We start from the raw sequence: 13,361 nt of genomic DNA on the forward strand, positions 1-13,361 counted from the left end.
CCGTCCCGTGGCCGGTCCGCGAACGGCGTGTCGGCGGTGCGGGGTGCCGCGGGGAGTGCGGGGTGCCGCGGGGCTGCGCCGGAGGCGGTCCGGCGGCCGGGGGCGGTCCGGTGGCGGGGGGCCGGAAAGGGGCGCGTTCCGGGGCTTTCGTGCCGTCGCGGGCGGGATGCGCGCCGGAGTGGTTCGCGTTTCAACGGGTCCGGCCTCTGATGATCTTTCCCTTTCTGTCCGGTGGTCGGTAAGGAGTGTTCTGTTTCCGGCGCGTGACAGAGGTCACAGGGGGATCACATCTGCGGCTCCCACCTGTCTGGTCGGCTTGTGTGGCAATAGATTCCGGGCCACGCCGCACACGTGTACGTGCGGATCGCGTCGCCGGCACGGTACGGCGATCGTCGTGATCTGAGCGGGCTCCAGGGGGTTCCACGTGCTCAACAAGACCATCGTCAAGCTGGCCATTCCCGTGGCTGTCGGGGCGCTCGCGCTCACCGGGTGCGGTGGGGACAGCGGAAGCGGGGGCGACGCGTACAAGATCGCTTTCCAGGGGCCGCTCTCCGGTGACAACGTCCAGCTCGGCCAGAACATGGAGAACGGGATCAAGCTGGCCATCGACCAGGCGAACGCCTCGGGCGACCTCGGTTTCGAGGTCGAGTACATGCCGGTCGACGACCAGGGCCTGCCGGACAAGGCCACGGCCGCCGCGCAGAAGGCGATCGACGACACGGACGTCGTCGCGGTGATAGGCCCGGCGTTCTCGGGTCCGGCGGACACCGCCGCCGAGGTGTACGGGGCTGCCGGGCTGGCCGCGGTGTCCTCGTCGGCGACGCGTCCGGACCTGACGACCAAGGGCTACGAGACCTTCCTGCGGGCGGTGCCGAACGACAGCGCCCAGGGCGCGGGGATGGCGAAGTACCTCGTCGGCAAGGTCAAGGCCGAGAAGGTCGTGGTGGTCGACGACAAGACCGACTACGGCATCGGGCTGGCGGACGTGGCCGAGAAGGACCTGAAGGCCGCGGGCGTGGACGTGGTGCGCCAGAGCGTCCCGCAGAAGACCCCGGACTACAGCGCCGCGGCGAAGAACGTCGTCAAGAACAAGCCGGACGCCATGATCTACGCCGGCTACTACCAGGACGCGGGCCCGTTCGCGAAGAAGCTCGACGAGGCGGGCTTCGACGGGGTGGCGATGTCGGGCGACGGCACCAACGACGCGCAGTTCATCGAGCTGGCGGGCGACGCCTCGGACCAGTGGTTCCTCACCTGCCCGTGCACGGACGCCACCAAGGAGGACGCGACGAAGAAGTTCGCCGCGGACTACGAGAAGGAGTTCAAGCAGGCTCCGGGCACGTACTCGGCGGAGTCCTATGACGTCGCCAACATGATCATCGAGCAGATCAAGAAGCTCCACGAGGAGGGCGGCGTCGAGCGCGAGGCGCTGATGGAGGCGCTGCGCGGGGTGAAGTACAAGGGCCTGACGAAGGAGTTCTCCTTCGACGACAAGGGCGAGTTCACCAACCAGACCATCTACCTGTACCAGGTCAAGGGCGACGGCATCGAGTACCAGGGCAGCGTCGACGAGCTGGCGGGCTGAACCGGCCGACGCTTCCGGCCGGCCGGCGCGGGGCCCCGGGCCGCCGCGCCGGCCGGTGTGACACCGGCGGGCGCCCTCTTGGGTGCGTGTCCGTCTCCGTGATCTCCAAGCCGCCTGTCCGGTGCCGAACGCACGGCCCGGCGGCGCACATTCCCACAAGGAAGACGGTTCGATGTCCCTCAGTGAGTTCTGGGACTTCCTTGTCCTAGGGGTGGTGCTCGGCAGTCTCTACGCCGTCATCGCCATCGGCTACACGCTGGTCTACGGCGTGCTCCAACTTCTCAACTTCGCGCACAGCGAGGTGTTCATGTTCGGCGGTTACGGGGGCCTGCTGGCCCTGACCGCCGTGATCCCCGAGGAGACGCCCTCGGGGATGGGCTCGGTCGCCTACGTGGCGATCGGCATGCTGTCCGGCGCCGCGCTGGGCGGTGCGGTCGCCTTCGGTCTGGAACGTGTGGCGTACCGGCCGCTGCGCAGGCGCAACGCGCCGCGCCTGGTGTTCCTGATCACCGCGATCGGTGCGTCGTTCTTCCTGTACAACCTGGCGGGCAAGCTGTTCGGGCGCAACCCGGCGCCGATTCCGGAGATGTACGACAACGGGACGGCGCTGTCGGTATTCGGCGCGGAGCTGACCGTCACCCAGGTGCTGATCCTGGTGTCCGCGGTCGTGATGATGGTCGGTCTGGACTACGTGGTGAACCGGACGAAGATGGGTTCGGGGATCCGCGCGGTGGCGCAGGACCCGGAGGTCGCGTCGCTGATGGGCGTGGACATCGACAAGGTGGTGTCCCGGACGTTCGTGCTCGGCGGTCTGCTGGGCGGCGCGGCCGGCTTCCTGTTCGGCACCAACAGCCAGGTCGTGTACACGATGGGCTTCCTGCCGGGCATCACGGCGTTCGCGGCGGCGGTGCTGGGCGGTATCGGCAATGTGCGCGGCGCGATGCTCGGCGGTCTGGTGCTGGGCGTGGTGGAGACCATGACGGTGGCCCTGTGGGGCGACGACTGGCGTTACGTCGGGGCCTTCGTGGTGCTGGTGCTGGTGCTGATGGTCCGTCCGACGGGCATTCTCGGAGAGCGTCTGGGGAGGACGGCATGAGCATGAAGACCTCGGCCCCGGCGAAGACCTCGGAGGGCGTTCCGGCGGCGCTGTCGGCGGCGGCCCGGCTGCGGAAGGTGCACTGGTACCAGGAGCCGCGCTGGCGGCGGCTGGGCGCGCTGCTGGCGCTGGCGGTGACCCTGACGCTGATGACGGGCAAGGAGGGCACCACCCGGGACCTGTTCTTCGCGCTGCGGGAGGACCTGACCGGTTTCGCCCTGTGGATCTGGGTGGGTGTCGCGGTGGTCGTCTGGGCGGTGCGGGAGTTCCTCGCCGACCGGGCCGGCGGTGCCGTCGGGCGGGGCAAGGAGGCCGCGCCGGGTCCGTTCGCCTCGGTGCGGGGCGTGTGGGAGTCGAACGCCTCGGTGCGGGTCGGCGTGCTGGTGGCGCTGCTGGCGCTGGCGGTGTTCGGGCCGCTGGGGCTGGAGCGGTACTGGCAGCAGGTGCTGGTGGACCAGATCGCCATCTACGTGCTGCTGGCGATCGGTCTGAACGTGGTGATCGGCTGGGCGGGCCTGCTCGACCTGGGCTTCATCGCGTTCTTCGCCATCGGCGCGTACAGCGCGGCGTACTGGACGGGGGCGCTGCCGGTCCAGCCGCCGGTGGTGCTGAACAACTTCCTGGTGCTGCCGGTCGCGGTGCTGACCTGCCTGGTGGCGGGTGTGATCCTGGGTGCGCCGACGCTGCGGCTGAGGGGTGACTACCTGGCGATCGTGACGCTCGGCTTCCACGAGATCGTGTACCTGATGGCGAAGAACGCCGACGGTGTGACGGAGGGCGTGCGGGGCGTCAAGGTCGAGCGGTTCAGCGTCGACCTGGGCTTCTTCTCCTACGAGTGGAAGCTGGACCCGATGCCGTACTACTGGCTGCTGATCGGGTTCATCGTGCTGGCGATCTTCCTGTTCCTGCGGCTGGAGCACTCCAAGGTGGGCCGGGCGTGGACCGCGATCCGCGAGGACGAGGTGGCGGCGGCGGCCACGGGTGTGAACACGGTGCGGTACAAGCTGATGGCGTTCGCGATCGGCGCCTCGACCTCCGGTGTGGCGGGCGTGGCGTACGCGAGCAAGGTGGGGTACTTCAACCCGGAGAACTTCGCGATCCTGCTGTCCGTGCTGGTGCTGGCGTACGTCATCTTCGGCGGCATGGGGTCGGTCCCCGGGGTGCTGGTCGGCACCGCGTTCCTGGTGTGGCTGCCGGAGGGGCTGCGGGAGTGGGTGGACCCCAAGGACCGGTACATGTACCTGGGGGCCCTGCTCGTCATCATGATGATCTACCGGCCGCAGGGTGTGTGGCCCTCCCGTCGCCGCAAGCGTGAGCTGCGGATGGCGGAGGCGGGGATCGGCGGAGCCGACGCGACCGGCCCGGCGGAAGGCAGGCAGCAGTGACCACCGAGGTGACGAAGACGGGCCGGGTGCCGGCGGACGGTGCCGGGCCGGGGGACCTGGTGCTGGAGACGTCGGGCGTGACGCTGCGGTTCGGCGGTCTGACCAGTCTGGACGACGTCGAGCTGCGGATGCGGCGCGGTGAGGTGCTGGCGGTCATCGGGCCCAACGGCGCGGGCAAGACGTCGCTGTTCAACTCGCTGACGGGCGCGTACGTCCCGCAGGAGGGGAGGATCGTCTTCCGGCCGCGGGGCGGCGGGGAGCACTCGCTGCTGGGCGCCAAGCCGCACGTGGTGAGCCGTCTGGGGCTGGCGCGCACCTTCCAGAACATCCGGTTGTTCGGTGCGCTGACGGCGTTGGAGAACGTCAAGATCGCGGCGGAGACGCGGCTGAAGGCCGACCCGGTGTCGATCATGCTGGGGCTGCCGAACGCGCGGAAGGCGGAGCGGGCCAGTGACCGCCGGGCGCACGAGGTGCTGTCGTTCGTCGGTCTGCTCGACCGGATGAACGAGCTGGCGGGGGCGCTGAGCTACGGCGACCAGCGGCGGCTGGAGATCGCGCGGGCGCTGGCGACCGGTCCGGAGGTGCTGCTGCTGGACGAGCCGGCGGCGGGCACCAACCCGACGGAGAAGCTGGAGCTGGAGGAGCTGATCCGGCGGATCAACACCGAGCTTGGCGTGAGCGTGCTGCTGATCGAGCACGACATGCGGCTGGTGATGTCGGTGGCGGACCGGGTGATGGTGCTCAACTTCGGCAGGAAGATCGCCGAGGGTTCCCCGTCGGAGGTGCAGCGGGACCAGGCGGTGATCGAGGCGTACCTGGGCGCCGTGACGGAGGAGGACGAGGCCGCGGTGGCGGAGGCGATCGCCGACGCGGACGCCGCCGGCCCGGAGGCGGGCGCGGGCGGGTCCGCGGCGCGGGACACGGAGGAGCGCGAGTGAGCGGCACCACGCGGTTGAAGAAGGAGCCGGAGCGCGGCGGGTCCACCTCTCCGGTGGTGCTCGAACTCCGTGACCTGCACGTGTTCTACGGCGCGATCGAGGCGCTCAAGGGCGTCAACCTGACGGTCCGCCGCGGTGAGGTCGTCGCGCTGCTCGGCGCCAACGGCGCGGGGAAGACGACCACGCTGCGGACGGCGTCGGGGATGATCGCCCCGCGCGAGGGCCAGGTGCTGCTGCACGGGGAGCGGATCGACGGGATCAAGTCGCACGATCTGGTGCGGTTCGGCATCGGCCACGTGCCCGAGGGGCGCGGGGTGTTCCCGCGGATGACGGTCCGGGAGAACCTCCAGATGGGGGCGTACCGGTTCAGGTCCGTGGACAAGGCGGACATGGACCGGGTGTTCACCCTGTTCCCGAGGCTGGGCGAGCGCAAGAGCCAGCTCGGCGGGACGCTCTCCGGCGGTGAGCAGCAGATGCTGGCGATCGGCCGGGCCCTGATGGGCAAGCCGGAGATCCTGCTGCTGGACGAGCCGTCGATGGGTCTGGCGCCGCTGATCGTGCAGCAGATCTTCGGGATCATCAAGGAGATCAACGAGCAGGGCACCACGGTGCTGCTGGTGGAGCAGAACGCCGCGCAGGCGCTCCGGATGGCGGACCGCGGGTACGTGCTGGAGACCGGTTCGGTGGCGATGGAGGGCGAGGCGTCCGCGCTGCTCTCCGACCCCCGGGTGCGGGCGGCCTATCTGGGCGAGGGCGCCGCGTAGCGCCTCCTGCCCGTTTCTGCGCGGCGGTGCCGCGGCGGCGAGGGTGCCGCCGCGGCACCGCCGTGTGCGGGCCCGGGCGGGCGCGGGAGCGCGCACGGGGCCCGGGGGGAGTCCCTCCGTCCTCCGGGCGGGTTCCCGCGCGGGACGTCAGCCGTGGGCGTTCTCCGGGGCGTCGCGCAGCAGGCAGGTGAGGCGGGCGGAGCACACGCGCCGGCCCTGCTCGTCGGTGACGGCGATCTCGTACGTGGCGGTGGACCGGCCGCGGTGCAGGGGGGTGGCGGTGCCGGTGACGGTGCCGGAGCGCAGTCCGCGGTGGTGGGTGCAGTTGAGGTCCACGCCGACGGCGATCCTGCCCGGTCCGCCGTGGAGCATGGCGCCGACGGAGCCGAGGGTCTCGGCCAGGACGGCGGAGGCGCCGCCGTGCAGCAGCCCGTAGGGCTGGGTGTTGCCCTCGACGGGGAGGGTGCCGACGACCTTCTCGGGGGAGGCCTCCAGGATGGTCAGGCCCATGCGCTCGCCGAGGTGCCCGGCGGAGAACAGGGTGGGCAGGTCGATGCCGAGCCCGGCCCACTGGTCGATGATCTCCTGGGGGAACCTGGTGGTGGTCTGCTCGCCCATGGGTTCACGGCTCCGATCGTCGCGCCGGTGCGTGCGCACCGCCTCCGGTGGCTGATGGGTGTGTTCTACACCGTCTTATCAGAGGCGGGCAGGGGCCCCCGGGACGGGGTGAGGCGGATCACCACGGACTTGCTGGCGGGGGTGTTGCTGACCTCGGCGGTGGCGTCGAGGGGGACCAGGACGTTGGTCTCGGGGAAGTAGGCGGCGGCGCATCCGCGGGCGGTGGGGTAGTGGACGACGCGGAAGCCGGGCGCGGTGCGTTCCCGGCCGTCCTCCCACTCGCTGGTGAGGTCGGCGTACGACCCGTCGGGCAGGCCCAGTTCCGCGGCGTCGCCGGGGTGGACGAGCACCACGCGGCGGCCTCCCTCGATGCCGCGGTAGCGGTCGTCGAGGCCGTAGACCGTGGTGTTGTACTGGTCGTGGGAGCGCAGGGTCTGCAGCAGCAGGCGGCCGGGCGGCACGCGCGGCCATTCCACGGGCGCGGCGGTGAAGTTGGCCTTGCCGGTGGCGGTGGGGAAGCGGCGCTCGTCGCGCGGCGCGTGGGGGAGGACGAAGCCCCCGGGGCGGGCGACGCGGGCGTTGAAGTCCTCGAAGCCGGGGATGGTGCGGGCGATGCGGTCGCGGACCGCGGCGTAGTCGGCCTCGAACTCCTCCCAGGGGACGGGGTGGTCGCCGCCCAGGACCCGGCGGGCCAGGCGGCAGACGAGGGCGGGCTCCGACAGCAGGTGTTCGCTCGCCGGGGCCAGGCGCCCGCGGGAGGCGTGGACCACGCCCATGGAGTCCTCGACGGTGACGAACTGCTCGCCGGACGCCTGCACGTCGCGCTCGGTGCGGCCGAGGACGGGCAGGATCAGCGCGCGGGCGCCGGTGACGCAGTGGGAGCGGTTGAGCTTGGTGGACACGTGCACGGTCAGCCGGGCCCGGCGCATGGCGGCCTCGGTCACCCCGGTGTCGGGGGAGGCGGCGACGAAGTTGCCGCCCAGGGCGAAGAACACCTTGGCCCGCCCGTCGCGCAGGGCGCGGATGGCGTTCACGACGTCCAGGCCGTGCTCGCGCGGCATGGGGACGCCGAACTCCTCCTCCAGGGCGTCCAGCAGGGCGGGGGAGGGCTTCTCGACGATGCCCATGGTGCGGTCGCCCTGGACGTTGCTGTGGCCGCGCACCGGGCAGACCCCGGCGCCGGGGCGGCCGACGGCGCCGCGCAGCAGCAGGAGGTTGACGATCTCGCGGATGGTGGGCACGGCGTGCCGGTGCTGGGTCAGGCCCATGGCCCAGCACACGACGGTGCGCTTCGAGGCCAGCACCATGTCGGCGGCGCGGTCGATGTCGGCCGGGTCGAGTCCGGTGGCGCGCGGGACCTCCCCGGGGTCGCCGGCGCGGACGGCCGCCGCGAACTCCTCGAAGCCGTGGGTGTGTTCGCGGACGAACTCCTCGTCGACGCCGCCCTCGGCCGCCAGGACGCGGCGGCACAGCTCGCGGAAGAGAGCCTGGTCGCCGCCGATGCGGATCTGGAGGAACAGGTCGGTCAGCGGGGTGCCGGAGCCGGCCAGGCCGCGCAGGGTCTGCGGGTTGTCGAACCGTTCCAGGCCCGCCTCGGGGAGCGGGTTGACGGTGATGATCCTCGCCCCGTTCCGCTTGGCCTTCTCCAGGGCGGTGAGCATCCGCGGGTGGTTGGTGCCGGGGTTCTGCCCGGCGACGATGATCAGGTCGGCGTGGTGGAGGTCCTCCAGCAGCACGCTGCCCTTGCCGACGCCGAGGGTCTCGGTCAGCGCCGCGCCGGAGGACTCGTGGCACAGGTTGGAGCAGTCGGGCAGGTTGTTGGTGCCGAAGCAGCGGGCGAAGAGCTGGTAGAGGAAGGCGGCCTCGTTGCTGGTGCGGCCGGAGGTGTAGAAGAGGGCCTCGTCGGGGGAGTCGAGGGCGCGCAGTTCCTCGGCGACGATGTCGAAGGCCCGCTCCCAGCCGATCGGCTCGTAGTGGTCGGAGCCCTCCGCCAGGTACATCGGGTGGGTGAGCCGCCCCTGCTGTCCCAGCCAGTACCCCGAGCGGCGGGCGAGTTCGGACACGGGGCGCTCGGCGAAGAAGGCGGGGGTGACGCGCCGCAGGGTGGCCTCCTCGGCGACGGCCTTGGCGCCGTTCTCGCAGAACTCGGCGGCGTGCCGCCGCTCCGGCTCGGGCCAGGCGCAGCCGGGGCAGTCGAAGCCGTCCGCCTGGTTGACCCTCAGCAGGGTCAGCGCGGTGCGCCGCGCCCCCATCTGCCGCTGCGCCACGCGCAGGGAGTTGGCGACGGCGGGCAGCCCGGCGGCGGAGCGCCGCGGGGCGCTGACCCGGGGGGCGTCCTGGACGGGATCGGCCTGGGGCGGCTTGCGCTTCATGGCCGACGATCCTGCCACGGGGCGCCGGAACGCGTCACGGGTGCGCAGGGCGGTCCGGGAGGGAATTGTCGGTGCCGCGTGGGAGGATCGGGGCGTGGCCAACAAAGCATCGACAGTGACCGCGACACCGACCGCGCCGGCAGCACCGTCCGCACCGGAGGAGAAGCGCCTGCTCCTGCTGGACGGGCACTCCCTCGCCTACCGGGCGTTCTTCGCGCTGCCCGAGGAGAACTTCTCCACCACCACGGGGCAGCCGACGAACGCCGTCTACGGTTTCGCCTCGATGCTGGCGAACACGCTGCGCGACGAGGAGCCCACCCACCTGGCGGTCGCCTTCGACGTGTCGCGCACGACCTGGCGCACGAAGGAGTTCGCCGAGTACAAGGCGAACCGCTCCAAGAGCCCGGACAGCTTCCGGGGGCAGGTGGAGCTGATCGGCGAGCTGCTGGACGCGATGAACGTGCGGCGGTTCGCGGTGGAGGGCTTCGAGGCGGACGACATCATCGCCACCCTGGCCGGCCAGGCGGAGGCCGAGGGCTTCCAGGTGTCGATCGTCACCGGCGACCGTGACTCCTTCCAGCTGGTGAGCGACGCGGTCACGGTGCTGTACCCCACCCGCGGGGTGTCGGAGCTGACCCGCTTCACCCCCGAGAAGGTGGAGGAGAAGTACGGCCTGACCCCCCGGCAGTACCCGGACTTCGCCGCGCTGCGCGGCGACCCGTCGGACAACCTGCCCGGCATTCCGGGGGTGGGCGAGAAGACGGCGGCGAAGTGGATCAGGCAGTTCGGCTCCCTGGAGGAGCTGCTGGAGCGCGCCGACGAGGTCAAGGGCAAGGTCGGCGAGAAGCTGCGCGAGCACCTGGACTCCGTCAGGCTCAACCGGCGGCTGACGGCCCTGGTGCACGACGTGGAGCTGCCGGCCGGCCCGGCGGACCTGGCGCGGGCGCCGTACGACCGCGAGGCGCTGGAGACGGTGCTGGACACGCTGGAGTTCCGCAACACCGGCTTCCGCGACCGGCTGTACGCCGTGGACCCGGGCGCGGCCGGGGAGGAGGCGGCCCCGGAGGACGGGGTGGAGATCGACGGCACGGTCCTGGGCTCCGGCGAGCTGGCGCCCTGGCTGGCCGAGCACGCCGCGTCCGGGGCCGGGCCGCTGGGGGTGGCCACCGTCGACACCTGGAAGCTCGGCGCGGGCGGCGTCACCGAGATCGCCCTGGCCGCGGCCACGGGCCCGGCCGCGTGGTTCGACCCCGCGGGGCTGGACGAGGCCGACGAGAGGGCGTTCGCCGCGTGGCTCGCCGACGCGGACCGGCCGAAGGTGGTGCACGACGCCAAGGCGGCGATGCGGGTCTTCGCCGAGCACGGCTGGCGGGTCGGCGGCGTGACGATGGACACCGCGCTCGCCGCCTACCTGGTGCAGCCGGGCCGCCGCTCCTTCGCGCTGGACGCGCTGTCGGTGGAGTTCCTGGGCCGCGAGCCGGCCCGGGCGGCCGAGAGCGACGGGCAGCTCGCCCTGGGCGCGGACGAGGAGGCGGAGGCGGCCGCGCTGATGAGCCGCGCCCGCACCATCCTCGACCTGGGGGAGGCGCTGGCCGGACGGCTGGAGGAGGTGGGCGCGGCCGGCCTGCTGAACGACGTGGAGCTGCCGGTCTCCGAGCTGCTGGCGCGGATGGAGCGCGCCGGCATCGCCGCGGACCGGGCGTGGCTGGAGGAGATGGAGCGGCAGTTCGCCGCGGCGGTCCAGCAGGCCGTGCGGGAGGCGCACGCCTCGGTGGGCCACGAGTTCAACCTGGGCTCGCCCAAGCAGCTGCAGGAGGTCCTCTTCGGCGAGCTGGGCCTGCCGAAGACGAAGCGGACCAAGACGGGCTACACCACCGACGCGGACGCGCTGGCGTGGCTGGCGGCGCAGACCGAGCACGAACTGCCGGTGATCATGCTGCGCTACCGCGAGCAGTCCAAGCTGCGCACCACCGTCGAGGGCCTGATCAAGACGATCGCCGCCGACGGGCGCATCCACACCACCTTCAACCAGACGGTCGCCGCGACCGGGCGGCTGTCGTCGACCGACCCGAACCTGCAGAACATCCCGGTGCGCACCGACGAGGGACGGGCCATCCGGCGGGGCTTCGTGGTCGGCGAGGGCTACGAGTCGCTGCTGACGGCCGACTACAGCCAGATCGAGCTGCGGGTGATGGCGCACCTGTCGGAGGACGAGGGCCTGATCGAGGCGTTCACCTCCGGCGAGGACCTCCACACCACGGCCGCCTCCCAGGTCTTCGGCGTGCCCAAGGACCGGGTGGACCCGGAGATGCGCCGCAAGATCAAGGCCATGTCGTACGGGCTGGCCTACGGGCTGTCGGCCTTCGGCCTGTCCCAGCAGCTCGGCATCACCGCCGACGAGGCGCGCAGGCTGATGGACGCCTACTTCGAGCGCTTCGGCGGGGTGCGCGACTACCTGCACCGGGTGGTGGAGGACGCGCGGGTCACCGGCTACACCGAGACCATCCTCGGCCGCCGCCGCTACCTGCCGGACCTCAACAGCGACAACCGGCAGCGCCGGGAGATGGCCGAGCGGATGGCGCTCAACGCACCGATCCAGGGCACCGCCGCGGACATCGTGAAGATCGCGATGCTGAAGGTGGACCGCGCGCTGGACGGGGCGGGGCTGCGTTCCAGGATGCTCCTCCAGGTGCACGACGAGATCGTGCTGGAGGTCGCCCCGGGCGAGCGGGAGGCCGTGGAGGAGCTGGTGCGCCGGGAGATGGCCGGGGCCGTCGAGCTGCGGGCGCCGCTGGACGTGTCGGTCGGCGCCGGCGGGAACTGGGAGAACGCCGCCCACTGAACCGGCCCCCGCCCCGGCCTGCCGCCGGCGCGGGAGGCGAACGGCCGTGTGCCGCCCGGACGGTGGGGGAACCGTACGGGCGGCACACGGCGTGAACATCCGGTGGAGCGACCGTGCCCATCGTGAAGCCGGGAGGGGACGCGGTGGATCGGGTGCCGAACTTGCCGTAGTGTCACGACCGTTGCCGCACGCGGGGGAGCGGAGCGGCCGGGACACCGGGCATACAGGACGGGCGCGGAGAGCACGGGCCGCGCGGCAGTACGGAACGGCAGCGTGGAGGGGTCTGGCAGATGACGGCTCGACTCGGGGGACTCGTGGGCAGGGTCCGCAGGGGTGTGACCAGCACCGCGATCGCGGCGGCGGCGATGGCCGCGCTCACCGCGTCGCAGGGCCCGGGCCTGGAATTCGTCCAGCCCGGCGGCAAGGACGCCGCCTCCTCCCCGGACGTGCCCGACCTTCCCGCCGACGGCAACTCCCCCTACCACACCGAGCTTCCACCGCTGGTGAAGCCGGACAGGCCCGGTTCCTCCAATGACCTCCCGGCCGCCACCGGCCCCGCGGAGTCGGGCATACCCGCCTCGGTCCTGGCCGCCTACAAGAAGGCGGAGAGGACGCTCAACAGCGAGCAGCCCGGCTGCAACCTCCCCTGGCAACTCCTCGCCGCGATCGGCAAGGTGGAGTCCGGGCAGGCCCGCGGCGGCGCGGTGGACGAGGGGGGCACCACCCTCAGGCCGATCCTGGGCCCCGCCCTCAACGGCGTCGGCTTCGCGCACATCTCGGACACCGACAACGGCGCCTACGACGGCGACACCCGGTACGACCGGGCCGTCGGCCCCATGCAGTTCATCCCGTCGACCTGGGCCACCTGGGGAGCGGACGGCAACGGCGACGGCCGCGAGGACCCCAACAACATCTACGACGCGGCGCTCGCCGCCGGGCGCTACCTGTGCGCGGGCGGCAGGGACCTGTCGAACCCGGCCGATCTGGAACGGGCCATCCTCAGCTACAACCACTCCCGGGACTACCTGCGGACCGTGCTGTCGTGGCTGGAGTTCTACCGCAAGGGCGTCCACGAGGTCCCCGACGGCAAGGGCGTGCTGCCCGAGACCCCCGGCGCGGGCAACGAGTCCAGGCCCGCGAAGCCCGCCACGGACCCCGACTCCCGGTCGAAGGGCGGGTCCAAAGGCCCCGAGAAGGGCGGCTCGAAGGGCGGCGGCAAGGACGACGGCAAGGACGACAAGCCGTCCACGCCGCCCCCCGCCTCGGGGGAGGGCACCATCGAGCCCAAGCCGGACGAGCCCGGCACCCCGCCGGAGAAGCCGGACCCGAAGCCGGAGCCGGAGCCGGACGAGCCCGGCACCCCGCCCGAGGACCCGGAGCCGGAGCCCGACGAACCGACGGAACCCGACCCCACCTGCCCGGCGGACCCCGACGACCCGAAGGATCCGGAAGACCCGGAGAACCCCGGCGAGGACCCGAAGGACCCCGGCGAGGATCCGAAGGACCCGGAGAAGGATCCCGAGAACCCCGGCGAGGACCCCAAGGACCCGGAGAAGGATCCCGAGGGCCCCGGCGAGGACCCGGAGGATCCCGACAAGGACCCGGAGGACCCCTGCGGCGATCCGGAGGACGAGGACGGCGGGGACGAGCCGCAGGACGACCCCGAGGGCGGGGAGACACCCGCCCCGGACACCGCCCTCACCGTCGGCGGAGCCGTCACCGGCCGCCAGGACTGAGCACCCGGACCGCACGCCCCGGCCC

The 13,361-nt window shown here is 72.2% G+C and carries 9 protein-coding genes; 7 read left to right on the forward strand and 2 right to left on the reverse strand.

Annotated features, from left to right (window positions below; genetic code table 11):
- The first annotated feature begins 424 nt into the window (after positions 1 to 424).
- The 5 genes from ABD358_RS15625 to ABD358_RS15645 all read left to right on the forward strand — a co-directional run bounded on the left by ABD358_RS15625 (position 425) and on the right by ABD358_RS15645 (position 5,768).
- On the forward strand, positions 425 to 1,585 hold the full coding sequence (locus tag ABD358_RS15625) for a branched-chain amino acid ABC transporter substrate-binding protein (protein WP_344631612.1): 1,161 nt from the start codon (positions 425 to 427) through the stop codon (positions 1,583 to 1,585).
- Positions 1,586 to 1,757: 172 nt separating this feature from the next.
- Entirely contained in the window at positions 1,758 to 2,681 is a 924-nt protein-coding gene (locus tag ABD358_RS15630) for a branched-chain amino acid ABC transporter permease (RefSeq protein WP_344631613.1), read from the forward strand.
- 2 nt (positions 2,682 to 2,683) lie between these two features.
- Entirely contained in the window at positions 2,684 to 4,066 is a 1,383-nt protein-coding gene (locus ABD358_RS15635) for a branched-chain amino acid ABC transporter permease (protein WP_425576347.1), read from the forward strand.
- On the forward strand, positions 4,063 to 5,004 hold the full coding sequence (locus tag ABD358_RS15640) for an ABC transporter ATP-binding protein (protein ID WP_344631615.1): 942 nt from the start codon (positions 4,063 to 4,065) through the stop codon (positions 5,002 to 5,004). Before ABD358_RS15635 ends, ABD358_RS15640 begins: the two co-directional genes overlap by 4 nt.
- Positions 5,001 to 5,768, forward strand: coding sequence for an ABC transporter ATP-binding protein (locus ABD358_RS15645; protein WP_344631616.1), 768 nt, complete (start codon positions 5,001 to 5,003; stop codon positions 5,766 to 5,768). Before ABD358_RS15640 ends, ABD358_RS15645 begins: the two co-directional genes overlap by 4 nt.
- 147 nt (positions 5,769 to 5,915) lie before the next feature.
- Here ABD358_RS15645 and ABD358_RS15650 read toward each other — a convergent pair whose 3' ends face one another.
- Both ABD358_RS15650 and ABD358_RS15655 read right to left on the reverse strand, forming a co-directional pair.
- Positions 5,916 to 6,386 carry a PaaI family thioesterase gene (locus ABD358_RS15650; RefSeq protein ID WP_344631617.1) on the reverse strand — a complete coding sequence of 157 codons (471 nt, stop codon included), beginning with the start codon at positions 6,384 to 6,386 and terminating at the stop codon, positions 5,916 to 5,918.
- Positions 6,387 to 6,451: 65 nt separating this feature from the next.
- On the reverse strand, positions 6,452 to 8,758 hold the full coding sequence (locus ABD358_RS15655) for an FdhF/YdeP family oxidoreductase (protein ID WP_344631618.1): 2,307 nt from the start codon (positions 8,756 to 8,758) through the stop codon (positions 6,452 to 6,454).
- Between the two features lie 94 nt (positions 8,759 to 8,852).
- Here ABD358_RS15655 and polA point away from each other — a divergent pair, with 94 nt between their 5' ends.
- Together polA and ABD358_RS15665 are read left to right on the forward strand one after the other, a co-directional pair.
- Positions 8,853 to 11,600 (forward strand): DNA polymerase I, encoded by a 2,748-nt coding sequence (gene polA / locus ABD358_RS15660; RefSeq protein WP_425576339.1) that lies wholly within the window; start codon positions 8,853 to 8,855, stop codon positions 11,598 to 11,600.
- Between the two features lie 290 nt (positions 11,601 to 11,890).
- Positions 11,891 to 13,336: a lytic murein transglycosylase gene (locus ABD358_RS15665; RefSeq protein WP_344631620.1), complete on the forward strand. Its 1,446-nt coding sequence runs from the start codon at positions 11,891 to 11,893 to the stop codon at positions 13,334 to 13,336.
- Positions 13,337 to 13,361: the final 25 nt, after the last annotated feature.

It is taken from the genome of Streptomyces glaucosporus, assembly GCF_039533345.1.
Classification (GTDB): domain Bacteria; phylum Actinomycetota; class Actinomycetes; order Streptomycetales; family Streptomycetaceae; genus Streptomyces; species Streptomyces glaucosporus.